Annotated in this window: 26 protein-coding genes and 3 pseudogenes; 16 read left to right on the top strand and 13 right to left on the bottom strand. The window is 69.7% G+C overall.

Annotated elements, in window-relative coordinates:
• Nucleotides 1–128: 128 nt before the first annotated feature.
• Nucleotides 129–801, top strand: a pseudogene (locus J7I97_RS12385) (recombinase family protein).
• Nucleotides 802–966: 165 nt separating this feature from the next.
• On the opposite strand, the gene coaD reads toward J7I97_RS12385, so the two are convergent.
• The 3 genes from coaD to J7I97_RS12370 all read right to left on the bottom strand — a co-directional run bounded on the left by coaD (nucleotide 967) and on the right by J7I97_RS12370 (nucleotide 2,862).
• Nucleotides 967–1,422 carry a pantetheine-phosphate adenylyltransferase gene (gene coaD / locus J7I97_RS12380; protein WP_214933823.1) on the bottom strand — a complete coding sequence of 152 codons (456 nt, stop codon included), beginning with the start codon at nucleotides 1,420–1,422 and terminating at the stop codon, nucleotides 967–969.
• A gap of 206 nt (nucleotides 1,423–1,628) precedes the next feature.
• Nucleotides 1,629–2,219, bottom strand: coding sequence for a hypothetical protein (locus tag J7I97_RS12375; RefSeq protein ID WP_214933822.1), 591 nt, complete (start codon nucleotides 2,217–2,219; stop codon nucleotides 1,629–1,631).
• Nucleotides 2,220–2,412: 193 nt separating this feature from the next.
• On the bottom strand, nucleotides 2,413–2,862 hold the full coding sequence (locus tag J7I97_RS12370) for a lactococcin 972 family bacteriocin (protein WP_214933821.1): 450 nt from the start codon (nucleotides 2,860–2,862) through the stop codon (nucleotides 2,413–2,415).
• Nucleotides 2,863–3,094: 232 nt separating this feature from the next.
• Here J7I97_RS12370 and J7I97_RS12365 point away from each other — a divergent pair, with 232 nt between their 5' ends.
• The 5 genes and pseudogenes from J7I97_RS12365 to J7I97_RS12350 form a co-directional block, all read left to right on the top strand.
• Nucleotides 3,095–3,553 (top strand): hypothetical protein, encoded by a 459-nt coding sequence (locus tag J7I97_RS12365; RefSeq protein WP_214933820.1) that lies wholly within the window; start codon nucleotides 3,095–3,097, stop codon nucleotides 3,551–3,553.
• Between the two features lie 57 nt (nucleotides 3,554–3,610).
• Nucleotides 3,611–3,889 (top strand): AAA family ATPase, encoded by a 279-nt coding sequence (locus tag J7I97_RS40270; protein WP_214933928.1) that lies wholly within the window; start codon nucleotides 3,611–3,613, stop codon nucleotides 3,887–3,889.
• Nucleotides 3,813–4,061, top strand: a pseudogene (locus J7I97_RS40265) (AAA family ATPase); the annotation flags it as partial. The gene J7I97_RS40270 and the pseudogene J7I97_RS40265, both read left to right, overlap by 77 nt.
• A gap of 115 nt (nucleotides 4,062–4,176) precedes the next feature.
• Nucleotides 4,177–4,491 carry a hypothetical protein gene (locus tag J7I97_RS12355; RefSeq protein ID WP_214933940.1) on the top strand — a complete coding sequence of 105 codons (315 nt, stop codon included), beginning with the start codon at nucleotides 4,177–4,179 and terminating at the stop codon, nucleotides 4,489–4,491.
• 99 nt (nucleotides 4,492–4,590) lie between these two features.
• Nucleotides 4,591–5,001: pseudogene (locus J7I97_RS12350) on the top strand (recombinase family protein); the annotation flags it as partial.
• 321 nt (nucleotides 5,002–5,322) lie between these two features.
• Here the strand turns inward: J7I97_RS12350 and J7I97_RS12345 are convergent.
• Complete coding sequence (locus J7I97_RS12345; protein WP_214933818.1) at nucleotides 5,323–6,000, bottom strand: response regulator transcription factor; 678 nt, start codon at nucleotides 5,998–6,000, stop codon at nucleotides 5,323–5,325.
• On the bottom strand, nucleotides 5,997–7,118 hold the full coding sequence (locus tag J7I97_RS12340) for a histidine kinase (protein ID WP_214933926.1): 1,122 nt from the start codon (nucleotides 7,116–7,118) through the stop codon (nucleotides 5,997–5,999). The genes J7I97_RS12345 and J7I97_RS12340 overlap by 4 nt, the downstream gene beginning before the upstream one ends.
• Before the next feature lie 491 nt (nucleotides 7,119–7,609).
• Here J7I97_RS12340 and J7I97_RS12335 point away from each other — a divergent pair, with 491 nt between their 5' ends.
• Entirely contained in the window at nucleotides 7,610–9,109 is a 1,500-nt protein-coding gene (locus J7I97_RS12335; protein WP_214933816.1) for a hypothetical protein, read from the top strand.
• Nucleotides 9,110–9,564: 455 nt separating this feature from the next.
• Here J7I97_RS12335 and J7I97_RS12330 read toward each other — a convergent pair whose 3' ends face one another.
• Nucleotides 9,565–10,218, bottom strand: a complete 654-nt coding sequence (locus J7I97_RS12330) for a polyketide synthase dehydratase domain-containing protein (protein WP_214933814.1) — start codon at nucleotides 10,216–10,218, stop codon at nucleotides 9,565–9,567.
• 112 nt (nucleotides 10,219–10,330) lie between these two features.
• Here J7I97_RS12330 and J7I97_RS12325 point away from each other — a divergent pair, with 112 nt between their 5' ends.
• From J7I97_RS12325 to J7I97_RS12290, 8 genes are all read left to right on the top strand, one after another.
• Nucleotides 10,331–10,555 carry an integrase gene (locus J7I97_RS12325; RefSeq protein WP_214933812.1) on the top strand — a complete coding sequence of 75 codons (225 nt, stop codon included), beginning with the start codon at nucleotides 10,331–10,333 and terminating at the stop codon, nucleotides 10,553–10,555.
• 78 nt (nucleotides 10,556–10,633) lie between these two features.
• The gene (locus tag J7I97_RS12320; protein ID WP_214933810.1) at nucleotides 10,634–11,479 is read left to right on the top strand and encodes a HipA family kinase; all 846 of its coding nucleotides are present in this window, start codon (nucleotides 10,634–10,636) and stop codon (nucleotides 11,477–11,479) included.
• Nucleotides 11,476–11,859: a DUF3037 domain-containing protein gene (locus J7I97_RS12315; RefSeq protein WP_214933807.1), complete on the top strand. Its 384-nt coding sequence runs from the start codon at nucleotides 11,476–11,478 to the stop codon at nucleotides 11,857–11,859. The genes J7I97_RS12320 and J7I97_RS12315 overlap by 4 nt, the downstream gene beginning before the upstream one ends.
• Before the next feature lie 253 nt (nucleotides 11,860–12,112).
• Nucleotides 12,113–12,874, top strand: coding sequence for a 3-oxoacyl-ACP reductase FabG (gene fabG / locus J7I97_RS12310; protein WP_214933804.1), 762 nt, complete (start codon nucleotides 12,113–12,115; stop codon nucleotides 12,872–12,874).
• Nucleotides 12,875–12,895: 21 nt separating this feature from the next.
• On the top strand, nucleotides 12,896–13,657 hold the full coding sequence (locus J7I97_RS12305; protein ID WP_214933802.1) for an SDR family oxidoreductase: 762 nt from the start codon (nucleotides 12,896–12,898) through the stop codon (nucleotides 13,655–13,657).
• Nucleotides 13,658–13,809: 152 nt separating this feature from the next.
• Entirely contained in the window at nucleotides 13,810–15,393 is a 1,584-nt protein-coding gene (locus J7I97_RS12300; protein ID WP_214933800.1) for an ABC transporter substrate-binding protein, read from the top strand.
• A 112-nt stretch (nucleotides 15,394–15,505) separates the two neighbouring features.
• Nucleotides 15,506–16,174: a uracil-DNA glycosylase gene (locus tag J7I97_RS12295; protein ID WP_214933924.1), complete on the top strand. Its 669-nt coding sequence runs from the start codon at nucleotides 15,506–15,508 to the stop codon at nucleotides 16,172–16,174.
• Nucleotides 16,175–16,269: 95 nt separating this feature from the next.
• Nucleotides 16,270–16,782, top strand: coding sequence for a hypothetical protein (locus tag J7I97_RS12290; protein WP_214933922.1), 513 nt, complete (start codon nucleotides 16,270–16,272; stop codon nucleotides 16,780–16,782).
• 55 nt (nucleotides 16,783–16,837) lie between these two features.
• Here J7I97_RS12290 and J7I97_RS12285 read toward each other — a convergent pair whose 3' ends face one another.
• Together J7I97_RS12285 and J7I97_RS12280 are read right to left on the bottom strand one after the other, a co-directional pair.
• Entirely contained in the window at nucleotides 16,838–17,410 is a 573-nt protein-coding gene (locus tag J7I97_RS12285; protein WP_308369252.1) for a hypothetical protein, read from the bottom strand.
• Nucleotides 17,411–17,521: 111 nt separating this feature from the next.
• A complete protein-coding gene (locus J7I97_RS12280) occupies nucleotides 17,522–18,046 on the bottom strand; it encodes a DinB family protein (protein ID WP_214933795.1) in 525 nt (174 codons plus the stop codon).
• A gap of 84 nt (nucleotides 18,047–18,130) precedes the next feature.
• Here J7I97_RS12280 and J7I97_RS12275 point away from each other — a divergent pair, with 84 nt between their 5' ends.
• Nucleotides 18,131–19,036 carry a Gfo/Idh/MocA family protein gene (locus J7I97_RS12275; RefSeq protein WP_214933793.1) on the top strand — a complete coding sequence of 302 codons (906 nt, stop codon included), beginning with the start codon at nucleotides 18,131–18,133 and terminating at the stop codon, nucleotides 19,034–19,036.
• On the opposite strand, the gene lnt is transcribed toward J7I97_RS12275, so the two are convergent.
• The 5 genes from lnt to J7I97_RS12250 all read right to left on the bottom strand — a co-directional run bounded on the left by lnt (nucleotide 18,981) and on the right by J7I97_RS12250 (nucleotide 23,056).
• The gene (lnt, locus tag J7I97_RS12270) at nucleotides 18,981–20,543 is read right to left on the bottom strand and encodes an apolipoprotein N-acyltransferase (protein ID WP_214933791.1); all 1,563 of its coding nucleotides are present in this window, start codon (nucleotides 20,541–20,543) and stop codon (nucleotides 18,981–18,983) included. The genes J7I97_RS12275 and lnt overlap by 56 nt on opposite strands.
• A 48-nt stretch (nucleotides 20,544–20,591) precedes the next feature.
• Complete coding sequence (locus J7I97_RS12265) at nucleotides 20,592–21,059, bottom strand: nuclear transport factor 2 family protein (protein WP_214933789.1); 468 nt, start codon at nucleotides 21,057–21,059, stop codon at nucleotides 20,592–20,594.
• Between the two features lie 69 nt (nucleotides 21,060–21,128).
• The gene (locus J7I97_RS12260) at nucleotides 21,129–21,296 is read right to left on the bottom strand and encodes a hypothetical protein (protein WP_214933938.1); all 168 of its coding nucleotides are present in this window, start codon (nucleotides 21,294–21,296) and stop codon (nucleotides 21,129–21,131) included.
• Between the two features lie 122 nt (nucleotides 21,297–21,418).
• Nucleotides 21,419–22,291 (bottom strand): undecaprenyl-diphosphate phosphatase, encoded by an 873-nt coding sequence (locus tag J7I97_RS12255; RefSeq protein ID WP_214933786.1) that lies wholly within the window; start codon nucleotides 22,289–22,291, stop codon nucleotides 21,419–21,421.
• 48 nt (nucleotides 22,292–22,339) lie between these two features.
• Nucleotides 22,340–23,056, bottom strand: coding sequence for a TVP38/TMEM64 family protein (locus J7I97_RS12250; RefSeq protein WP_214933784.1), 717 nt, complete (start codon nucleotides 23,054–23,056; stop codon nucleotides 22,340–22,342).
• Nucleotides 23,057–23,157: the final 101 nt, after the last annotated feature.

Genomic DNA, 23,157 nt, shown 5'->3' with positions numbered 1-23,157 from the left:
AAGAAACCTTCGTTTTCTGAAGATCGCCCTGCGGGGCCCCCGGACCCCGCAGAGCCTCCAAAAACCCCTTCAAAAACCTGGGTCATTCAACAACCCCGAACCGCCGTTTTCTGACATGATCCGGGGCCATGACCGCCCTCGAACCGGCCGAGCCGGGCCTCCTCGTCGCCGAACCACTCGTCCGCACCGAGATCAAGATCGGATACGCGCGAGTCTCGACCAGCGGGCAGAAGCTGGAGCGGCAGCTCGACGCGCTCACCGCTGCCGGGTGCCGGGTGCCGGAAGATCTTCGCGGACAAGAAGTCCGGTAAGAACGCGCTCCGCCCCGAACTGAAGGCGTGCCACGCCTTCCTCGACCCCGGCGACACCCTCGTCGTCCCGAGCCTGGACCGCTACGGACGCAGCCTCCAGGACCTCATCAACATGGTCGCCGAACTGCGCGAGCGCGGGATCGGCTTCACCTCGCTGCACGAGAACCTGGACACCACCACCCCCGGCGGCCGGCTCGTCTTCCACGTCTTCGCCGCCCTCGCCGAGTTCATCCGCGAACTCATCGTTATCGGCACCAACGAGGGCCTGGCTGCCGCCCGCGAGCGCGGCCGGGTCGGCGGGCGCCCGAGCGTCGCCACCGAGGAAGTCATCCGCGGCGCACGCGATCTACTGCCCGACCCCGGCCGCTCGATCACCTCGATCGCCAAGCTGCTGGGCGTCTCGCCGGGCACCCTCTACAACCACATCCCGGACCTGCGCGAGCTGCGCGCTGGCGCCGTGCCCCGTCAGCTCGAAGCGCCGACGAGGTAGGCCAACTCCAGCAAGATCATTCCAGTCCCGCAGCCGGCGCCAGCACTTCATCCCCGAACCGAACCCCCGGGGCAACCTCTTCGCCGCCTTCCTCACCCTCGCTGCCGCGCTCACCTGCTGGAAGAAGCTCGCTCAAATCATCATTCGGGATACGGTCCTGTTGACTCATCGCGGTGACGAGGGTGGAGGAGATGTGGCCCAGGGCGGGGTCTGCGTGAAGAACGTTTCGACTCCGGCCAGTTCGTGGTTCATGCGGGCCATCGGCATTTCGTAGTCCAGGTCGTGAACGTCGCGGACTCCGCGGATGACGACGTCGATTCCGACTCGGCGGCAGTAGTCGACCAGCAGGCCGCCGGTGTGGGAGTCGACCGTGACGTTGCTCAGGTCAGTTGCTGCCGCGCGGAGCCGGTCCAGCCGTTCGGTGATGGGGAAGCGGCCGGTCTTGTTCGAATTGAACATCACGCAGACGACGACCTCGTCGAACAGGAGGGCGGCGCGGCGGAGAACGTCCTGGTGCCCTTGAGTGACTGGGTCGAAGGATCCTGGGAAGAGGGCTCGCGTGATCGGAAAGAATAACAAGCGGCCGGCCCCGGTAGTGAAGTGCCAGGGCAGCGAAACCACCAAGATCAAGCGTGACAGGGAGAACGTCTAGTGCTCTGACCGGGAAGGTTCACCGGGGTCAGCACGCTGGGCCCGGCCGCGGTGGACGCCACTGCGAGCTCAGACCCCTAACAGGTTCGTCCGCCTTCGAGATGGTCCACGGATTCTGTGACCAGTGTGGGCAGGATGGATGCCGTGGCGGGAAGTTGATTTCCCCTCAGCCTGAATCAGGCCTGGCTTTCACGCTTCCGCGCCGAGCGCACCCACTCCCACGCCATGTGCCCTACAAGAGCTAGGGCGGTGAGGACAGCGATCACACGAATCGTGCTCCAGGTCACTTCGGCAAATTGTGCCGCAGTGTCCACTTCCATTTTCAGGCGTGCAGATGTCTCGACATAGGCGATGAGCGGAACAAGGAGACGGAACGAAAGTCCGCCAATTCCGGGGATCCGCGCCAGATTCCCGAAGAGGCCCATCGGGGCGCCGAAAAGAAAAGCGGCAATTCCCCAGACTAGAATTCCCGACGAGATCCTTTCCCCGTCCATCCCGTCGGCTGTCATTCCAATAGGCGCGACGGGGCTCAGCCATTTGAGTAGATAGTAGACGGCCACGCCGATGGCCAATGCTGAAGATGCCAGCCAGGCGGACTCTATCTTCGATTGCCGGGCGTATCCGATGAGGAAGGCGAAACACGCCCACGACCATCCCCCGGAGAACACAAGGTCCGCGACGTGAAAAATCGGGCTATCGAATTTGCCCGAGAGCGCACCAAGCGTGCCGATCAGCGCACCCGCTCCGAGAGTCAAAAGTGCGGACATGGTGCGAGTGCGCGGAAAATTCACGTCATGTTTCCCTGTCTGCGGGTCACCGGTAGAGGGGGTTGGCGATCGCCCTGGGTTCCTGTACCGGCGATTGTGCGGGAACCCAGGGCGTCGAAATGCCTACGGTGACATCCCACGGTTTCGCGTATTGTCGCGGGCGGTAGGAATCGAGAAACCCTGTGCTGAGCGTTTAGTGCTTGGCGTAGAAGGTTTCGCACTTGTAGGCGAAGCCGGCGGTGAGGTTGGCGTTGGTGTACTCTCCGGCCGGCTCGATGTCCTTCATTGTTTTGTTGGCCATCTTCACTGTCGAACTGTGCTCCACGTCGCGGTGGTAGTAGTTCGAGTAGCAGTACTTAAGGCCGTTCCTTTCCTGATAGCCGTAGCTCCACGTTCCGCCGCCGGCAGGGACGATGACCGTCGGCGCCATGCTTCGCGCCGAGCTGTCAATCGTGAGCTGCACTACGCCCCATTCCTCAGGGTCTCCCAGAAATGCAGGCGGCTGGGTGCCATCTCCGCGGGTATGGACCGAGACGGTGCTGCTGATGCCAGCTTCGTTGGCAGCGGCCGGCGTCGCGGCGACGCCAGAAATCAGGGCTGTACTCGCGGCGGCGAATATCGCGAATCTGCTGAACCTCTTCATAGAGTATCCCCTCCCCTATGGTCTCCCCCGTGGAGGCCAGAGGCGATCATCTGTGAGTTTTTGCCTCCTGTGAAGCCATTTTTGGCAGGTTGGCTAGAATCGTCCTTTACTCAGATGGGATCCCAATTTTCATTCAATGGGTCTCATGCGGGCTGACGTGCTTCTGAAGGCGATGCCTGAGAGTTCCTCGTCCTGAGCGGTGCTGCGGACGTGGTCGATGGAGTAGCCGGTTTTGGCCACGGTGTACGGAGCCTCGCCGGAGCCCGTACCGAAGCGGTCGCAGGCATTCCTCCAGCCCCCCACTCGTCTGCTCACGCCTTGCACCGCCCCGACGGCCGCAGCGGCGGCATCTTCCAGCTGCTCGGCGACCTCGGCGCGCATCCCCCCGCCCAGCGACATCGCCGCCATCGTCTTCGAGCCCGAAAACGGCGTCACGGCGACGAAAAAGGACTTCACGCGAGCCGCTCTCCTGGCCGCCGCGGCCAACGCCCTGCCCTACGGGACTGGGCCCGACGTCCGCGAGCTGGAGCACCTGGTCGACCACGTCCTGCGCGTCGAGGGCTACGCCGTCGCGCTGCCGCACATCGGCTCCACCGTGATGAGCAGCACCGACCGCTACACCACCCGCGACACCCTGACGTCGCCGTCACCCAGGCCCGAACGCGGTTCGGCGACAACACCGTGCGCCTGACGACCGACCAGGCCGACGCCGCCATGGACGTCTTCGCAGTCGCCTCCGGCTTTCTCCCTGTCCGAGCAGCAGCGCGAGGTCGTCACCCGACTCCTCACGGCCGGGAACGGCATCGACGCCGTCATCGGCGTGGTCGGCGCGGGCAAGAGCACGCTCACGGACGCCTGCCCGATCGCGTGGGAGCACGTGCCTGTCGGCGGTCGGCGTGCAGGGCTGGCAGGACGCCTCCGCGAACCCCTCGCGCACCGTCGCGTCCTGGCTGCAGCGGATCGAGTCCGGCGAAGGCCTGACCGGCATCGACGTCTTGGTCGTCGACGAGGCCGTGATGACCGATGACCGGTCGATGGCGAAGCTGCTGACCGAGGCGGCCCGCACCGGCATGCAGGTCCTCGCGATCGGCGACCCGCTCCAGCTCCAGGCCGTCGGCGTCGGCGGAGCCTTCCGCGAGATCCACCCCCTCGTCGGCGGGCTCACCCTCACGGAGAACCGCCGCCAGCGCGACGAGTCCGAGCGCGCGGCCCTGGACATCTGGCGCACCGGCGACCATCACAAGGTCCTGGAGATGCTCGTCGGCCGCCGAGCGCGTCCACGCGGTCGAGACCGCCGACGAGGCGCGCTCCGAGATGCTGATGGCCTGGGACAAGCTGCGCGGCCAGTGGCCCGACGAACTGGACCTGCTGGGGAACCTGACGGTCCTGGCGGCCAGGAACACGGACGTCGACCTCCTCAACGCCGGCGCCCAGGAGATCCGCCGGGCAGGCGGCGGGCTCGGCCCCTCCTGCTCGGTCGGCCAGCGAACCTGGACCCCGGACCGGTTGCGCCATCCTGCCTCCCCACACTGGCTGCAGAAGTCATTTCCAACCAGCACGACGAGCAACCCGGCGAACCTTGCCGGTCACAGCACCAGTGAGACGGGACAACCGCAACGTCACACGTAGATCACGGCCACGTGGGACACGCTCTTACAGCGCCTAACACAATGACCTGAGTTGTCGGGCGGCCGTAGCGGTCCAGGCTCGGGACGACGAGGGTGTCGCCTGGACCGCTACGGACGCAGCCTCCAGGACCTCATCAACATGGTCGCCGAACTGCGCGAGCGCGGGATCGGCTTCACCTCGCTGCACGAGAACCTGGACACCACCACCCCCGGCGGTCGGCTCGTCTTCCACGTCTTCGCCGCCCTCGCCGAGTTCATCCGCGAACTCATCGTTATCGGCACCAACGAGGGCCTGCCCGCCGCCCGCGGCCGGGTCGGCGGGCGCCCGAGCGTCGCCACCGAGGAAGTCATCCGCGGCGCACGCGATCTACTGCCCGACCCCGGCCGCTCGATCACCTCGATCGCCAAGCTGCTGGGCGTCTCGCCGGGCACCCTCTACAACCACATCCCGGACCTGCGCGAGCTGCGCGCTGGCGCCGTGCCCCGTCAGCTCGAAGCGCCGACGAGGTAGACCAACTCCAGCAAGATCAATCTCAGCGGCACTTTCTGTACCTTAACTACTCACACCCGGGGACCTCTGGACTTCCTGGCGGACGAAGCGCAGACAGCTGCCGGGCGTGATCTGTCCGCCGCTCGCGCGCGGCGCTGATCGAAGGCGCCGAATTCAGCCGCGACCGGTGACCACCGTCCATCCGTCGGCGCTCTGGTCCTGCCGCAGTAGATCCGGCATTTACTGCGGCACCACACTTCTCGTCATAGCTACGTCGGACAATCGTGTAGCGCTGGTGACGCCCGAAGCTGAGGACATCGCCGTTGGCCCCGGGCGGCGGCGTCATGCCGGGTGGATGAGACGGTTTTCGTAGGCGAAGATCACGGCCTGTATCCGGTCGCGGAGTTCGAGCTTTTGCAGGATTCGCCCCAGATGGGACTTCACGGTCGCCTCCGCGAGGCACAGGGTGGCCGCGATCTCGGTGTTGGACAGCCCGCAGCCCACCTGGATGAGCACCTCGCGCTCACGGGCGCTGAGCCGGCTCAGCCGCTCGTCGCGGTCGGTGCCGCTGCCGTCGGCGCCGCTGCCGTCGGGGATGTGCGGGCGGAGGTTCTCCAGCAGGCGGCGGGTGATCCGCGGGGAGACCACCGCGTCGCCCGCGGCCACGCTGCGTATCCCAGTGAGCAATTCCTCGGGCCTGGTGTTTTTCAGCAGGAAGCCCGAGGCCCCGGCGTTGAGTCCGGCGAAGGCGTATTCATCCAGGTCGAAGGTGGTGAGGATCAGCACTCTGCTCTGCGGGGAGATTCGGATGACCTGCCGGGTCGCCTCGATCCCGTCGGTCCCGGGCATACGGACGTCCATGAGGACGACATCGGGGCGCAGCTCGCGGGCGAGGCGTATGGCCTGGATGCCGTCCGCGGCTTCGCCGACCGGTGCCATGTCGGGCTGGGCCTCCAGGACCGTGCTGAAGGCCATACGGAGCAGCGCTTCGTCGTCGGCGATCAGGATGCGGATCGTCATGCGGACACCGCTCCGCTGCTGCTGAGGAAGAGGCGGGTATGGACTCCCCAGCCGCCGCCCGGAAGCGGTCCGGCCCGCAACGTGCCCCCGTAGGCGGCCGAGCGCTCGCGCATGCCGGGGATGCCGTGGCCGGAGGGTGTGGCGCCGGGAAGTGGCGGCCAGGGGCCGCTGTCGGTGACGTCCACTGTGACGGTCTCGGTTGAGCACCGTATCCGGACCTTCGCGTGTGTGCCGGTGGGTGTGTGCTTGAGGGCGTTGGTCAAGGCTTCCTGTACCAGGCGGTAGACGGTCAGTTGTGCGGTGGCGGGTATGCGGGTGTGGCCGCCCTGGACCTCGACGCGGGTCGGCAGCCCGGCGGCGCACATCTGGCCGGCGAGGGCCTCCAGTTGTGCGATGCCGGGCAACGGGTGGCGCTCCGCGTCCGGTTCGTCGGTCCGCAGGATGCCCAACGAGCGCCGCATGTCGGTCAGGGCCTGCCGGCCTGTCTCGGAGATCTGGAGCATCGCGGTGGTGGCCTTGTCGGGCGACCGGTGCTGCGCGTAGACGGCGGCGTCGGTGAGCGCGACCATGACGGACAGGTTGTGGGTGACGATGTCGTGCATCTCCCGGGTGATACGTGTCCTCTCCTCGGCGACGGCCAGTCGCGCCTGCTGGTCCTGTTGTTGCTCCAGGCGTGCGGCCCGTTCCTCCAGGGCAGCGAGGTAGGCGCGCGTGGTCCGCACATTCACACCCAGGACGGCGGCGGCGACGACCATCGCGCTCACCGCGACGAAGGGGGTCAGGAATGCGCCTTCCGTCGCCCAGCGCAGGCAGGCCAGCAGGGCCCCGCCCTCCACGATGGCACCGGCGACAAGCGTGCCGCGCCGGCCCGAGTTCGCGGCCGCCGTGTAGAGAGCCACCAGCAAGGCGATGTCCGCCGGCAGTTGGACGTCCATCAGCCACTGGATGAAGGCCGCGACTGCCACGGCGCCGAACACCGTGAGTGGGGCCCGGCGTCGCCACACCAGGGGCAGCGCAAGGGCAGCGGTGAGGGCCACGGCCACCGGGAGCTCTTGCGGCGCGCGCGTGGTCATGATGTTGAGCAGGAGCAGCGCCGGTAACAGCGAGTCCCACACCATGGGCGGCAGCCGCAGGCCCCAGCGCCGGCCGGTTCTCACCAGTCGTGCCGCTCGCACGGAGGCCAGGTCGGCGTACCTCGTCAGCCGTACGGCTGTCTTCGTCCGCCGCACCCGGTCCCGGTGGCTCACCGGGTGGGCATGGCCGGGTTCCGCGGCCGCCTCAGTCATCACAGGCCCCTGTCGATTCAGCGTCATGGCGGCCCTGGCCGGGGCCGCCACCGCGTACAGCCGGAGCCGAGTCGAGTACGGGGAACGTACGCCTCGCGCTGCCCGGCACGTACCGCGGTCCTGTCACGGTAGGCCGCGGGCCCGCGAAGCACATGAGTCCACCGTCTGATGGCACCGTGCCGAGCTACGACCGCAGGAGGAGTCCCCGTACCTCCCGGGTCGCAGGGCGGCCGCTGATCTGGCGTGCTCGATTGCTATCCCGGTTGCACAGGGACCTGCCTCGGATTGCGACCGGGGTTACACACGAGGGCGACCCGGGATCGATGTGGCAGCGCATACCCGGCGCCGAGTATGGCCGGGTGACCGAGATCATCACGGGGCTGTACATGTCCCCCCTGGAAGTCCTTGCCTTGCTGGGTGCCGTCGCGCTGGTGGTGGCGCGCTGGCTTCCCCCCGCCGCCCGCCCACGCGTCACGATCGCGGCGGGGGCGGTTTTCGTGCCGTCCGCGATCGTGCTGAGCGTGACAGGGATCCGCTGGCAGACGGTGCCGGTACTGGCAGGCGCTGCCGTCGCGTTGCCGTTCGCCCTCTCGCCCCTGCTGCGACGCCGTACCGGTCGGCCGGCGTGGCGGGCCCGATGGTGGCTGGCGTTGCCGGGGTCGGTGGCCTGCGTCGGCCTGATCGCCACGGGTCCGGTGGCCGCCTGGGCCTTTCCCGTACCCGTGTTCCCCGAGCCGTCGGGCCGTTTCGCGGTCGGGACCCGCGTGGTGCAGTGGACCGACCCGCTCCGCCCCGAGAGCTTCACCGCTGATCCGCACGACCGGCGCACGGTCGTGGTCCAGCTCTGGTATCCCGCGCGGAAGGGCCCCGCAGGCGCGCAGCGGGCCCAGTACCTCGGACGCACGGAGCACGAGGCGCGCACCGTCTCCGATGCCCTCGCCCGCGAGGTCGGCTTGCCTGGCTTCCTGGTCGACGGCGTCCCGCGTGCCCGCACCCATTCGGTCTTCAACGCTCCGGTGGCCGGTGGGGGCGAACGGTTCCCGGTCGTGCTGTTCTCTCCCGGGTCGGGCGGAGTGCGTACCCAGAACACCGCGTGGGCGGAGGAACTGGCCAGCCACGGCTATGTGGTCGCCGCCCTCGACCACCCGTACGACTCCGCCGCCGTCATCCTCGCCGACGGCCGAACGATTCACGCCGAGATCGCCTCCACCGGAGACCGGGACGAGGACGGCAAGTTGGCGGTTGACTGGACGGCCGTCCGGGCCGCCGACCTCGGCTTCGTCCTCAGCCAGCTGGACCATCTGGACCATCTGGACCGAGGTGAGATGACGGACCCGCTCACCGGACGCCTGGACACCAGTCGGGTCGCGGTCACCGGGCACTCCATAGGCGGTGCCGCCGCTCTGCAGGCAGCCCGGCAAGACCGCCGGTTCGACGCCGTCATCGATCTGGACGGCTACCCCCACGGCCCCGCCTTCCCCTCCCTCCAGCAGCCGACGCTCGCGCTCACCCAGGCCATCACCCCCGGAACCGACCCGCGTTACATACCCCGCCTCACCGAGGCCCTCAAGCTCAGCACTGCGACGAGCTACCGGCTCACTGTCCCCGGCGCCGCACACCTCACCTTCATGGACGGCCCCCTGTACCTGCCGCCCGTGCCCTCGATAGTCGGCTCCCTGGGCCGCAGCGAGAGCCCGCACGTCGTCGCCGCGACCACCCTCGCCTTCCTGGACGCCACCCTGCGGCACAAACCCGGTGACCTGGCCGGCGCTCTGTCGGCCTACGGCGACCTCAGCGTCTACCCCCCGGACAACAGCGGCTGATCAGCTGTGCCGCGGCAGCCGACGGCACGGCCGTTCCCCTCCCCAGCCGCAGTGCAGTCCGTGGTGCCGCCAGCGGTGGGTGGCCGCCCCCGGCGGAGCACCGCTACGAAGCGGAGGACTCCGTAAGCTCTTCCTCCGCGAACGGCGGCATCGGACCCCATGCGGAGCCACACACTAAATTACTTGTAACAGACCAGAGGCCACGACAACAACGACCCACGAAGGCTCCCACGCTCAATCAGCCCAGGTCAAAGCACCAACCATCCCGGCGAACCCTTAGCGCACGATCTGACACGGATGTTCCTCAGACCCCGACGACTGACCGGCGACGGCCACCTCATGCATGCGCCCTGGCCCACTACTGCGGGGCCCGCAGCAGTGGGCCCACTCTCCGAGCCGAAGCCCGTCACGTCGCACGCGAAGCCTCCGGACAGCTGACGTTCGAGGTGTAGCAGCTACTTTGCACCGTGGGTCAGAGATAGGACGCCGGGGCCAACGCAGAGCGCCGAGTTGGCCTCTGCGGTGTGGCCATGCAGGGTCTTGAGGTGGGTGAGGACATCCTCGCGGGTCACCTCCCGCAGGTGGTCGTAGCGGTCCGACCAGCCCAGCAGTGCTGGGCGGGCTTCGTTGAGGTAGAGCCAGACCGTGCTCTGCTGCCGGGGCAGGCTGCGGGGGCCGCCGTCACGCAGAACCCGGGTCCAGCGTTCGGCCTCCGCTGCGATGCCGGGGGCGAGGCCGTCCAGCCGCTCGGCAAGCCAGCGTTCGAAGGAGGGTTCGCTGTCGTCCAGGAAGATCCCCATCTCCTCAAGGACCGTGGCGGTGTGTCCGACCCGCAGATCGAGGACCCGGAGCGGAGTGAAGATCTCACTGTGCCGGATGACATCGCCTCGACGTATCCGGTGAGGACGATCGATCCGGATACGGTCCGCGCCGAGCGGCACGTACGTCCGCCGGCCCAGCTTCTCGGGGTAGGTGACGGTCAGCGCGAGGAAGCACGCCTCCAGCAGCACGGGGTGCACCCGGTGGCGGTCCGTCTCCGCGCGCAGGGCGGGGCCGAGGACGATGTGGGACAGCGCCTCGGAGCCGCGGTGCCACAGCCGGTCGGTCACCTGGAACAGCGGGCCGAGGTCGATGTCCGAACCTCAGGCCGGTGTGCTACCGGAACATGATCGTTCTCGGCGGCACTTTCTGTACCTCAACTACTCACACCCGGACTCGCTGGTGCCGAACAGGCACACGTACGCGTCGGTCGTCCTGGAGGCCGGCGAGTCGGTGGTGACCCTGGCGAGGTGGCTGGGACACTCGTCCCCGACGATCACGCTCGACCACTACGCCCACTTCATGCCGGAGGCCGGCGGCAAGGGGCGCCGAGCCATCGACGGTCTGCTGGGCGAGCGGGGGAGCGAGGCGTCTGGCCAGAACTCCCCAGATTCTCTCCAGGGCTGATCGCCGGTCTCCGCCGGGTGAGCAGTCGTTCGGGATATGCCTTGGATTTGAAGATCAGCCGCCGTATAGCCTGGGAAAATGCTCACAGAAGTGATCGCGACCCGCTATGTCACGCCCCTGCGTGAGGGCGGCTCGCTCCCGGGGATCGTCGAGGCCGACGACCTCGGTACCTACGTCATGAAATTCACCGGAGCCGGCCAGGGGCGCAAGACCCTCGTCGCCGAGGTCATCTGCGGCCGCCTGGCCCAGCGGCTGGGCCTGCGGGTCCCGCGACTGGTGCAGATGCAGCTCGACCCCGTCATCGGGCTCGCCGAGCCCGACCAGGAGGTCCAGGAGCTGCTCAAGGCCAGCGGCGGGCTGAACCTCGGGATGGACTACCTGCCCGGCTCGATCGGCTTCGACCCGCTCGCGTACCAGGTGGACCCCGTCGAGGCGGGGCGCGTGGTCTGGTTCGACGCCCTGATCAACAATGTCGACAGGTCCTGGCGCAACCCCAACATGCTGGTCTGGCACGGGGACGTCTGGCTCATCGACCACGGCGCCACCATGATCTGGCACCACAACTGGCCCACCGCCGAGACCGCGGCCGCAAAGCCCTACAACGCCTCCGACCACGTCCTGGCCCCGGTCGGCCCGGACATCGCGGCCGCCGCCGCGGAGCTCGCGCCCCTGGTGACAAGGGACCTGCTGGCCGAGGTCGCGGCCGACGTCCCCGACGAGTGGCTGGTCGACGAGCCCGGCTTCGAGTCCACCGACGCGCTGCGGCGCGCCTATGTGGAGGCCCTGCTTCCGCGCGCCGCCACGATCCACGAGAGGATCTCGATGGAGGCTGAGGTGAAGGCCCCGCCCAAGCCGCCCGGCTGGCTGACCGAGCACCTGACCGAGTGGCCCCACGAAACGAAGAAGAAGAGCGGCAGCGAGTGACCAAGCGGGACGTGTTCGAGTACGCGCTGGTGCGTGTGGTGCCCCGGGTGGAGCGGGGCGAGTGTTTCAACGCCGGCGTGATCGTCTACTGCCGGGCGCATTCTTACGTCGCCGCGCGCACCCACCTCGACGAGGCCAAGCTCCTCGCCCTGGACCCCCGTGCCGACGTGGCCGGGGTGCGGGCCGCCCTGCGTGCGGTCGAGGGGCTGTGCGCGGGCGGCGAGCGGGCGGGCCAGGCGGCGGGGGACGACGCGGGCCGCCGGTTCCGCTGGCTGATCGCGCCGCGCAGCACCGTGGTGCAGCCGGGTCCGGTGCACACCGGGTTGACGGCGGACCCCGAGGCAGAGGTGGAACGGCTTCTGGATCTGCTGGTGCGCTGACTGGGCTGACTCGGCTGACTGGGCTGGGCAGGGGCTGGGCTGACCGGACCGGGATGACCGGTACCGGCCGGCTGTGCCGACTGCGCCGGCCGTGCTCGCCGCGCCGGGCGCGGAGCGACCTTGAGGAGCCCTGGGACGCGGTGCCGTTGACACCGGGTGCCAGGGCTCCTAGCGTCTCCTCACTGAAGCTACTAAGCGGTTGCTCACCTATGAGACGCCGCTGTCGAGGATTCCAAGGGCGAGGAGATCCAGCATGTCCACCACCGAGCAGCGCGTCGCGATCGTGACCGGGGCGGCCCGGGGCATCGGCGCGGCCACCGCCGTACGCCTGGCCGCCGAGGGCCGCGCCGTCGCCGTACTCGATCTCGACGAGGCGGCCTGCAAGGACACCGTGGAGGCGATCACGGCGGAGGGCGGCAAGGCCCTGGCGGTCGGCTGCGACGTCTCCGACGGCGCGCAGGTCGAAGCGGCCGTCGAGCGCGTCGCACGCGAACTCGGCGCCCCTACCATCCTGGTCAACAACGCGGGTGTGCTGCGCGACAACCTGCTCTTCAAGATGAGCGAGACGGACTGGGACACCGTCATGAACGTGCACCTGCGCGGCGCGTTTCTGATGTCGAAGGCCTGTCAGAAGTACATGGTGGAGGCCAAGTTCGGCCGCATTGTCAACCTCTCCAGCAGCTCGGCGCTGGGCAACCGCGGCCAGGTCAACTACTCCGCCGCCAAGGCCGGCCTGCAGGGCTTCACCAAGACCCTGGCCATCGAGCTCGGCAAGTTCGGCGTCACCGCCAACGCCGTCGCCCCCGGCTTCATCGCCACCGAGATGACCGCCCAGACCGCCGCCCGCGTCGGCATGGGCTTCGAGGACTTCAAGGCGGCCGCCGCCACCCAGATCCCCGTTCAGCGCGTCGGCACCCCGGACGACATCGCCAACGCCATCGCCTTCTTCACGGGCGAGGCCGCCGGCTTCGTCTCCGGCCAGGTCATGTACGTGGCCGGCGGCCCGCTCAACTAGCGAGAGGCAGGGCGCACGATCATGACGTACGAAGGAACGGACAGCGGCAAGGTCGCGCTGATCACCGGCGCGAGCCGGGGCATCGGCTACGGCATCGCCGAGGCGCTGGTCGCCCGCGGCGACCGGGTCTGCATCACCGGGCGCAACGAGGACGCCCTCAAGGCGGCCGTCGAGGCGCTCGGTGCGGACCGGGTGATCGGCGTCGCCGGCAAGGCGCACGACGAGGCCCACCAGGCCGTCGCCGTCGAGCGCACGATGGAGGCGTTCGGGCGGGTCGACTTCCTGATCAACAACGCCGGCACCAATCCGGTCTTCGGCCCGATCGCGGACCTGGACCTCGGTGTCGCGCGGAAGGTCTTCGAGACCAACGTGATCTCGGCGCTCGGCTTCGCCCAGCGCACCTGGCACGCCTGGCAGAAGGACAACGGCGGCGCGATCGTGAACATCGCCTCCATCGCCGGCGTCTCCGCCTCGCCCTTCATCGGTGCGTACGGGATGAGCAAAGCCGCCATGGTCAACCTCACCCTCCAGCTCGCCCACGAGATGGCGCCCGCGGTCCGGGTCAACGCGATCGCCCCCGCGGTGGTCAAGACGAAGTTCGCCCAGGCGCTCTACGACGGCCGGGAGCAGGAGGCCGCCGCGGCCTACCCGCTCGGCCGGCTGGGGCTCCCGGAGGACATCGGAGGGGCCGCGGCATTTCTGACATCTGCACAAGCGGAATGGATCACGGGACAAACTCTGATCATTGACGGGGGAATGTTCCTCAATGCCGGAGTCCACTGACCGGTAATCGGACGCATTTGCCTCCAAAGGGGAGGCAAATGCGTACCTAATGCGCACGTAATCGGTCAAGTGCCTCACGAAACCTGCCCATTGGATTTGTGATGCACTGCGGTAGGGTCTGCCGCACCCCTGGCTGATCGAGGAGCGTGCACGTGTTCATCCGGACCAGATGCCTGCAGATCACTGCGGCCCTTGCGTCCATATCCCTGCTCGCCGGATGCGGCCTGCTTTCGGACGACAGCGGTGACGCCGCCCAAAAGATCGTCGTCGGCACGACGAGCGCCCCGAGCACCCTCGATCCCGCGGCCGCCTGGGACGGCTCCTGGGAGCTGTACCGGAACGTCTACCAGACCCTCCTGGCGTTCCCCACGGGCTCCACGAAGCCCCAGCCGGACGCGGCGCAGAGCTGCGAGTTCACCGACTCCGCGAACGAGTCGTACCGCTGCGTCCTGCGCAAGGGCCTGAAGTTCTCCGACGGCGAGCCGCTCGACGCCAAGGCCGTCAAGTACTCCCTCGACCGGATCCGGACCATCGGCTCCAAGGTCGGCCCCAAGGACCTCTTCGGCAGCCTGGACAAGATCGAGACCCCGGACGCGCTGACGGTCGTCTTCCACCTGAAGACCCCGGACGCGACCTTCCCGTTCGTCCTCGGCTCGCCGGCCGCCTCCCTGGTCGCGCCCAAGGCCTACCCGGCCGACAAGGTGCGGGAGGACGACAAGGTCACCGGCTCCGGCCCGTACGTGCTCGAGTCGTACAAGGAGGGCAGCGAGGCGGTCCTGGGCAAGAACCAGACCTACTCCGGCTTCGCGAACCGCCGTAACGACGCCGTGACCATCCGCTACTTCGCGGAGTCCACGAAGATGGTCGCGGCCCTCAAGGCCAAGGAGATCGACGCCACCTACCGCGGCCTCTCCGCCACGGAGATCAAGGACCTGCAGAGCCCCGCCTCGCACAACCAGGGCGTCCAGGTCGTCGAGAACGTCGGCGCCGAGATCCGGTACCTGGTCTTCAACCCCAACGACCCGGCGGTCAACAAGCTCCCGGTCCGCCAGGCCATCGCCCAGCTCGTCGACCGCGGGGCGCTCGTCTCCAAGGTCTACCAGGGCACCGCCGAACCGCTGTACTCGATGGTTCCCAAGGGGGTCGTCGGACACAAGACACCCTTCTACGACAAGTACGGCCACGCGGACGTCGCGAAGGCCAAGAAGATCCTCAAGGACGCCGGGATCACCCAGCCGGTGGAGCTGACCTTCTGGTACACCAGCGACCGCTACGGCTCCTCGACCGCTGACGAGTTCACCGAGCTCAAGCGTCAGCTCGAGGAGAGCCTGCTCTTCAAGATCAACCTGCGCAGCCAGCCCTGGAAGGCCTTCCAGGAGGGCTACAAGAGCGGCCAGTACCCGGTCTTCGGCCGCGGCTGGTTCCCCGACTTCCCGGACCCGGACAACTTCATCGCGCCGTTCGTCGGCAAGGAGAACGCGGTCGGCACCCCGTACGAGCCCACCGAGATCCTGACCGAGCTGCTGCCCAAGTCCCGCCGCGAGAGCGACCGGTCGGCGGGTGTCCGCGAGTTCGAGCGGGCCCAGCAGATCTTCGCCGAGGACGTCCGGCTGCTGCCGCTGTGGCAGGGCAAGCTGTACGTCGCCGCGCGCGAGGACATCGCCGGCGGCGAGCGGGCCCTGGACCCGCAGACCGCCATGCAGATGTGGGAGCTGTACCGCAAGACCAGCTGGTAGCAGTCCCGCGGACGCGGGCGGGTGAGGCGTTGTCAGTGGTCCCGGGTAGGTTCTGAGCAGTTGCACCACGCAGTTGCACGAACCTGTACCGGAGGTTGTAGACGTGACCCAGATGCTGCCCGAGTCCTGGCTCCCCGCTATCGGCGGGGAGCTGGACCAGCCCTACTTCCAAGAGCTCATCGAGTTCGTCGAGAAGGAGCGGGCGAACGGGCCGGTCTACCCGCCCCGCGAGCAGGTCTTCGCGGCCCTGGAGGCCACGCCGTTCGACAAGGTGAAGGTGCTGGTCCTGGGCCAGGACCCGTACCACGGAGCCGGCCAGGGCCACGGCCTGTGCTTCTCCGTGCGGCCCGGGATCAAGACCCCGCCCTCGCTGCGCAACATCTACAAGGAGATGCAGGCGGAGCTGGGCACGCCCATCCCCGACAACGGATACCTGATGCCGTGGGCCGAGCAGGGCGTCCTGCTGCTCAACGCGGTCCTCACCGTCCGCGAGGCCGAGCCCAACTCGCACAAGGGTCAGGGCTGGGAGAAGTTCACCGACGCGGTGATCCGCGCGGTGGCCCAGCGCCCCGACCCGGCCGTCTTCGTGCTCTGGGGGGCCTACGCGCAGAAGAAGCTCCCGCTGATCGACGCGGAGCGGCACGCGGTCGTCAAGGGCGCCCACCCCTCGCCCCTGTCGGCGAAGAAGTTCTTCGGCTCCCGGCCCTTCACGCAGATCAACGAGGCCGTCGCCGCCCAGGGCCATGAGCCGATCGACTGGCGGATCCCGGACCTGGGCTGACGCCCCACCGCGCCTCGGCGGCATTGCCGGTGCCTCCGGCTAGCGTTTTGATGATCAGACCGGAGCAGGTCTGGCAGAGCAAGCCGGAGGCCGCGGTGACGGAGCAGCAGGAGGCGTCGGAGGACGCCGTCATGACCCGGATCGGCCAGGCGGTCATCCTGCTGCACGCGGGGGACCGCGAGGAGGCCCGCAACCGGCTCGCCGGGATCTGGTCCGAGATCGGTGAGGACGGCGACTGCCTCCACCGGTGCACGCTCGCCCACTACATGGCCGACGCGCAGGACGACCCCGCCGACGAACTGGCCTGGGACCTGCGGGCCCTGACCGCCGCCGACGGACTGGCGGAGGGGCTGCCCGTGCGGCCCCAGCCGCATCAGGCCGTCCGCGTGTTCTACCCGTCGCTGCACCTCAACCTGGCCGCCGACTACGTGAAGCTGCGCCGGCCCGAGGCGGCCCGGGTGCACCTGGCCCGGGCCAGGGCGGCCACGGGCGCGCTGGCCGACGACGGATACGGGAACGGGGTGCGGGCCGCCATCGCCCGGCTGGAGCGGCGCCTCGCGGCGGAACCGGGCGAAGGGCCCCGGCCGTTCCCCGAGCAGCATCCGTAGCACCCCGGGGCACGGGTCTCACGCGGGCGGTGGCCCGGCGTGGGCGTCGCGGTGATCAGCCGCCCTGGACCCCCGCGCAGATACGGGCCTCCGGGCTGTCAGGGTGCCAGCGCCCGTGCCGGCGGCCCAGGGCGCAGACGTCGGCCGGGTGGACCGGCAGCTCCCGCACCAGCTCGCGCGGCTCCGCGTCGGGCCGTCCGGGGTGCGGCCGGCTCCCGGGGCCTCGGGGGCCTCCAGGGCCTCCAGGGCCTCCAGGGCCCCCAGGGTGTCCGGCGGTGCGCCCGGCGGGCTTGCGCGGCTCCGGGATGTCCGGGACCGGCGGTACGGCCGCCTCGGCCCCGGCGCCGGGTTCGGCCGCGGTGCGGGGCGCCGGGGTCTGGGCGGCGGTGGACGCCGCCGGGCGGGCCTGCTGCCCCGGGCCCGCCTGCAGGGCCTCCAGGGCGGGTGCCTGGACGACGACAGGCGGGGCGCCCGGCCCGCCGCCCGGCCCGGGCTGCGGCGGCACCCCCGCGGAGGGGGCCGCCGCCGGCTGCATCGGGGCGGGGGTCACATTCACACAGCCGGAGACAGCCGAGACGGCACAGGCGACTCCGAGCAGCAGCGTTGTCGTGGTTCGGGTTGGATGCACCCGCGCAACTCTGCTGTGCGGGGGCCCCGTTGCGAAAACCCGGAGCCGATATTGACCCCGCACGGGTGACGGGGGCACCCGCTGATCGCCGGTGGCCCCGCCCGACCGGGGCTACTCGCCCGTGGCGCCGTCGAGGTGCTCGCGCAGCAGGTCCGCGTGGCCGTTGTGGCGCGCGTACTCCTCGATCATGTGGGTGTAGACCCAGCGCAGGCTGAACACCTCGCCGCGGTGGTGGCTGTCGGCCGAGGACTCCAGGTCGAGGGAGCGGCCCGCCGCGGCCTGCCGCGCCAGCTCGACCTCGGTCTGCCATATCTGCTCGCCCGCGGCCCAGGTGTCCTTGTCGGTGAAGTGGAAGTCACCGTCCGGGTCTTCCTGCGTACAGAACAGCTCGGGCAGGTCCTCGCCCAGCATGATCTCCCGGAACCAGTACCGCTCCACCTCCGCCATGTGCCGTACGAGGCCCAGCAGGCTCAGCTCGGAGGGTGCGAGGACGGCACGGCGCAGCTGTTCGTCCGCGAGCCCCTCGCACTTCCAGGCGAGCGTGGAGCGGTGGTAGTCGAGCCAGCCGTCCAGCATGTCCCGCTCGTTCGCGGTGGTGGAGGGCTCAAGGCGGTGTGATCCAGAACTGGTGGTCATGATGCCCATCCTCGGCGACCCGGGCCCCCTCCACCAGGGATTAAGCTCCTGAAGTCCCATAAGGAACACACCTGGAGGCTCCCGGTGAAGGTTGGCGTCATCGGACTCGGCGACATCGCCCAGAAGGCGTACCTGCCCGTCCTCACCACCCGTCCGGGGATCGAGCTGCACATGCAGACCCGCACTCCCGCCACGCTGGAGCGGATCGGCGAGCTGCACCGCGTCCCGGCCGGGCGCCGGCACACGGCTCTGGACGATCTGCTCGCCGAGGGCCTCGACGCGGCCTTCGTGCACGCCCCCACGGACGTCCACCCCGAGATCGTGACGCGGCTGCTGGAAGCCGGCGTGCCGACCTACGTGGACAAGCCGCTCGCCTACGACTTCGCGGACTCGCGGCGCCTGGTGGAACTGGCCGAGGAGCGCGGGGTCTCCCTCGCCGTCGGCTTCAACCGCCGCCACGCGCCCGGGTACGCGCAGTGCGCCGACCACCCGCGCGAGTTGATCATCATGCAGAAGAACCGGGTCGGGCTGCCCGAGGACCCGCGGACCCTCGTCCTGGACGATTTCATCCACGTCGTCGACACCCTGCGCTTCCTGCTGCCCGGCGAGGCCGACCACATCGACGTCCGGGCCGTGGTGCGCGAGGGGCTCATGCACCAGGTGGTGCTCCAGATGTCCGGCGCCGGTTTCACCGCACTCGGCATCATGAACCGGCTGTCCGGTTCCACCGAAGAGATCCTTGAGGTCTCCGGACAGGACACCAAGCGGCAGGTCGTCAACCTCGCCGAGATCATCGACCACAAGGGCCAGCCGACCGTGCGCCGGCGCGGGGACTGGGTACCGGTCGCCCGCCAGCGCGGCATCGAGCAGGTCGTGGACGCCTTCCTGGAGGCCGTGGAGACGGGCAGGACGCTCAGCGCACGGGACGCGCTGCTCACCCACGAGCTGTGCGAGCGGGTGGTGCTGTCGGCTCTGGAGCAGGCCTCCTGACACCGATCGAGCGGGCGCCCTCCGCCGCGCAGTACACCGCGAGTACGGCGAGGACCGCGCCCATCGGCCAGTTCCCGAAGCGGACGTAGAGCGTCGAGCCCCGGGCGAGCGGGACCTCGTACACCTCCGCCGCGCTCGCCGAGGTGGGCAGCGCACGGCCGATCCGCTCGCCGGACGGGCCGTGCACCTCGCTGATGCCCGTGAGCGTGGCGTGCACCATGGGGCGGCCGCTCTCGGCGGCCCGGAGCGCGGCGAGCGAAGCGTGCTGGGCCGGGGCCCAGCTGTCCTGGAAGCTGGAGGTCGACGACTGGGCGACGAGCAGGCCGGCGCCGTCGAGCGTGAGGCGCCGGCTCATGTCGGGGAAGGCGGACTCGAAACAGACCAGCGGGCCCAGGCCTACGTCCGGCCGCCCGGGCAGGTCCATGACCACCGGCGCGTAGCCGCGCATGCGGTCCTCGCCGGCCGCCTTGCCGACCGAGGTGGCCCAGCCGAGGGCGGCGCGGGCCGGTACGTACTCGCCGAAGGGGACCAGGCGCATCTTGTCGTACCGGTCGCCGGTGGGGCCCAGGGGGCCGACGAGGACCGAGCTCTTGTAGATGCCGGAGCCGCGCTCGGCGGTGGCCGGCCGGCGCGCGTCCACATTCACCAGCAGCGGAGCCCCGACCTCCGCGGACAGCGCCGCCAGCCGCCGGGACAGGTCCGGCCGCGCCGCCAGGTCCGCGCCGACACTGCTCTCACCCCACACCACCAGGTCCAGGTCCTGCCCGGCCAGGGCCCGGGTGAGCCGCTCCCCGGCGGCGAACCGCCGCTCGGCACTGTCCGCGCCCTCCGCCACCGGACCGGGCTGTACGACGGCCACGCGCAGCGCGCCGGACACCTCGGGCCGGGGCATCCACAGCCACACCACCCCCGTCAGCACCGCACACCCCGTCACCCCAACCACCGCCGGGACCCGCGCCCCTGGCGCCGCGATCAGCAGCACCAGCGCGCAGTTCACCGCCACGACCAGCAGGCTCACCAGCCACACCCCGCCCACCGAAGCGAGCCGCAGCGCGGGCGGCACCTGCCACTGGCTGGCCCCGAGCAGCCCCCACGGCCCGCCCAGCCCCTGCCAGGACCGCGCCAGCTCCGACAGCAGCCACCCCGCCGGTACGAGGACCAGGGCGGCCGTTGCCCGGCCCCGCGTCGGGGTCCCGCCGAGCAACTCCCGTACCAGCAGGGCCCAGGGGATCCAGAGCAGGCCCAGCAGAGCGGAGAGGGGGATCAGGAACACGTGCAGGCTGGGCAGCAGCCAGTGGTGGACGGCCACGATGAACCCGGCCCCGCCGAGCCAGCCCTCCAGGGCGGCGCGCCGCCCCGTGGGAGCCGACCTGAGCAGCAGCATCCAGGGCACGAGGGCGACGTAGGCGAACCACCACAGCGCCGGGGCGGGGAAGGCCAGGCAGGGCAGCGCCCCGGCGGCAACCGCGGCCGCCGCACGCCACCAACGGGCCGGCTTCGAGACCATGACGCGCCTCCGCTTACAGTGTGGGACCGGCGGGCCGGATCGGCCGGATCAGGCGGACATGTGCCGCCATTTCTCGTGCACGGTGACCCGGGTGAGCCGCCAGCCCGCGTGGGTGCGGGCGAGGGCGAAGGTGTAGCGCCCGGCGGCGGCGAAGTTGGGCGCGGTGACGGCGGCGTCGGACTCCGGGCCGGCCAGCCGCATCGGATTCAGGAAATCGGCCCGGACCTCGGCCGAGCCGCCGGGGGAACCGCCCTGGTCCTCAAGCCTGATCAGCCGGTTGACGATCAGGTGCTGGCGTACGGGGAACAGCTTCATGGTCTCCGCGAGCCAGTCCGCGACCTCCCCGGCCGGGCCCTCGACCCCGCCCGCCGAGCTGTAGTCGGCCCGCCCGGCCGCGGTGAACAGGGCCCGGTAGGCGGCCCAGTCCCCGTCGTCCACGGCCACCGCGTACCCCGTGACCACCTCGTCGATCGCCAGCCTGTCCATTACCGTCGCGAGGTCCACACGCTGCGTCATCGGGTCAGTGTGGGGCTGCGGGGGCACGAGGCCAAGGGGCGTGCGCGTACTGGATCTCCGTACGCCCGGTCAGTGACCGGAATGCGCCTCCCGCTGCCGGACCACGACGAGGAACGCGTCCGTGGCCAGATCCATCACCACCTCGGCCGGCACGCCCTCGCGCATCCGCTCCGCGGCGTACTCCTCGGCGGGCCAGCTTCCCCTCGGACTCCCGGCCGGAAAACGCTCCAACACCACTCGACCCATGGGACACCCCCTGCTGCTTGCCTTCAGGTCTCTCCAGGCACAACGACGCGCAGGCCACCCGGGAACGTTCCCGAGCGGCCTCCGGTTCACGCGCAGAGGTGATGTGAGGGGGGCTACAGGCCCGACTCGCCGGCGTGCGGGCTGAGGGTGCCCGTGCCGACCAGGACGAAGATGACGATGCCCAGCAGGATCCGGTAGATCACGAACGGCATGAAGCTCTTCGTGGTAATGAATTTCATGAACCAGGCGATGACGGCGTAGCCGACAACGAAGGCGATGATCGTCGCGGCGATCGTCGGGCCCCAGGAGACATGGCCCTCGCTCACGTCCTTCAACTCGAACACGCCCGAGGCCAGTACGGCGGGAATGGCGAGGAGGAAGGAGTAACGGGCCGCCGCCTCACGGGTGAAGCCCATCAGCAGGCCGCCGGAGATCGTCGCGCCGGAGCGCGAGACGCCCGGGATCAGGGCCATTGCCTGGCAGAGACCGAAGATCAGACCGTCCTTGACGCCCAGTTCCTTGAGCGTCTTGCGCTCGCGGACCGCGCGGTGCCGCCCGCCTTCCTCGTCGCGGGCCGCCAGCCGGTCGGCTATGCCGAGGACGACGCCCATCACGATGAGGGTGGTGGCGATCAGCCGCAGGTCGCGGAACGGACCCTCGATCTGGTCCTTGAGCGTGATGCCCAGCACGCCGATCGGGATCGAGCCGACGATGACCAGCCAGCCCATCTTGGCGTCCTGGTTCGAGCGCAGGGCCTTGGTGTAGAGCGAGCGGAACCACGTGGAGACGATCCGCGCGATGTCCTTGCGGAAGTAGATCAGCACGGCGGCCTCGGTGCCGATCTGGGTGATCGCGGTGAAGGCCGCTCCCGGGTCATGCCAGCCGGCGAATGCCGCGGTCAGCCGCAGATGGCCACTGGAGGAGATCGGGAGGAACTCCGTAAGCCCCTGGACGAGACCGAGAATTAGGGATTCGAACCAGCTCATGTCGGGGTGCGCTCGTCCTTGTGATCGTCGGGCAGTTCGCGTCCGATGCTAGGGCCCGTGGGTGGCGGCCGTGACCACAGGGGGGTGCTGGGGCGCCGACTCGCACGGAACCGCAGGTGCCAGCCGGTGCCGCTTGCGCCAGGCGACGGCCGCCGCGACCACTGCGGAGACGGCGATGAAGCCGAAGGAGGCCAGGAAGGCCGGGGATCCCGGCGAGGAGGCGCTGGCCCCCGCGATCACGTACGCGGCGGTGTTCGGGACCGTGCCGATTGCGGTGGCGAGGAGGAAGGGGAGCCAGCCGCAACGGGAAACGGCCGCGCAGTAGTTGGCCGCTGCGAAGGGCACCCCGGGGAAGACGCGGACCGCGAGCATCGAGCGGAAGCCGTGCCGGCTGAGCTGGCCGTCGGCCGCCCGCAGCCAGCGCCCGCGCAGGAAGGGGCGCAGGGCCTCCTGGCCCATGAACCGGCCGAGGCCGAACGAGATCCCGGCGCCGAGGACCGTGCCGCCGACCGCCGCGACCAGGCCGAACTGCGTCCCGAAGACGGCTCCGGCGGCCAGGTTGAGCAGCGGGCGCGGTACGAAGGCCGCCGTGCAGAGCCCGTACGCCGCCGCGAACAGCAGCACCGCCGCGCCCGCGGGGAGTCCCTGGGGCCAGCCCTCCGACAGGATGCGCTGGGGCTCGTACAGCAGCACGCACACCCCGGCCGCCACGAGCAGCAGGACGAGCAGCGACAGCCGGGTCCACGGCGCGAGGAGGAGGGACATCCCGGGAGACTAACCGACTTATATGACGTCGCGCCGTAATCCGGGCCTCATGCGGGCCCAACGACCGACGGTCCCGCCTCTCCGGTCGCGCGGTAATTCAT

This window comes from Streptomyces sp. ISL-87, assembly GCF_018614095.1.
In the GTDB taxonomy this organism is placed as follows: Bacteria; Actinomycetota; Actinomycetes; order Streptomycetales; family Streptomycetaceae; genus Streptomyces.
Note: the sequence above shows the minus strand (reverse complement) of the source record. Positions and strands in the feature narration are given on the sequence as shown.

What these genes read in the sequence shown, in the direction of transcription:
- J7I97_RS12250 (WP_214933784.1), bottom strand. Translation starts at nt 23,056, where the DNA reads ATGTCCCTCCTCCTCGCGCCGTGGACCCGGCTGTCGCTGCTCGTCCTG.
- J7I97_RS12255 (WP_214933786.1), bottom strand. Translation starts at nt 22,291, where the DNA reads ATGAGCTGGTTCGAATCCCTAATTCTCGGTCTCGTCCAGGGGCTTACG.
- J7I97_RS12355 (WP_214933940.1), top strand. Translation starts at nt 4,177, where the DNA reads ATGCTGATGGCCTGGGACAAGCTGCGCGGCCAGTGGCCCGACGAACTG.
- J7I97_RS12265 (WP_214933789.1), bottom strand. Translation starts at nt 21,059, where the DNA reads ATGACGCAGCGTGTGGACCTCGCGACGGTAATGGACAGGCTGGCGATC.
- J7I97_RS12345 (WP_214933818.1), bottom strand. Translation starts at nt 6,000, where the DNA reads ATGACGATCCGCATCCTGATCGCCGACGACGAAGCGCTGCTCCGTATG.
- fabG (WP_214933804.1), top strand. Translation starts at nt 12,113, where the DNA reads ATGTCCACCACCGAGCAGCGCGTCGCGATCGTGACCGGGGCGGCCCGG.
- J7I97_RS12295 (WP_214933924.1), top strand. Translation starts at nt 15,506, where the DNA reads ATGCTGCCCGAGTCCTGGCTCCCCGCTATCGGCGGGGAGCTGGACCAG.
- J7I97_RS12305 (WP_214933802.1), top strand. Translation starts at nt 12,896, where the DNA reads ATGACGTACGAAGGAACGGACAGCGGCAAGGTCGCGCTGATCACCGGC.
- J7I97_RS12335 (WP_214933816.1), top strand. Translation starts at nt 7,610, where the DNA reads ATGTGGCAGCGCATACCCGGCGCCGAGTATGGCCGGGTGACCGAGATC.
- J7I97_RS12370 (WP_214933821.1), bottom strand. Translation starts at nt 2,862, where the DNA reads ATGAAGAGGTTCAGCAGATTCGCGATATTCGCCGCCGCGAGTACAGCC.
- J7I97_RS12375 (WP_214933822.1), bottom strand. Translation starts at nt 2,219, where the DNA reads ATGTCCGCACTTTTGACTCTCGGAGCGGGTGCGCTGATCGGCACGCTT.
- lnt (WP_214933791.1), bottom strand. Translation starts at nt 20,543, where the DNA reads ATGGTCTCGAAGCCGGCCCGTTGGTGGCGTGCGGCGGCCGCGGTTGCC.
- J7I97_RS12280 (WP_214933795.1), bottom strand. Translation starts at nt 18,046, where the DNA reads ATGACCACCAGTTCTGGATCACACCGCCTTGAGCCCTCCACCACCGCG.
- J7I97_RS12320 (WP_214933810.1), top strand. Translation starts at nt 10,634, where the DNA reads ATGCTCACAGAAGTGATCGCGACCCGCTATGTCACGCCCCTGCGTGAG.
- J7I97_RS12340 (WP_214933926.1), bottom strand. Translation starts at nt 7,118, where the DNA reads ATGGTGTGGGACTCGCTGTTACCGGCGCTGCTCCTGCTCAACATCATG.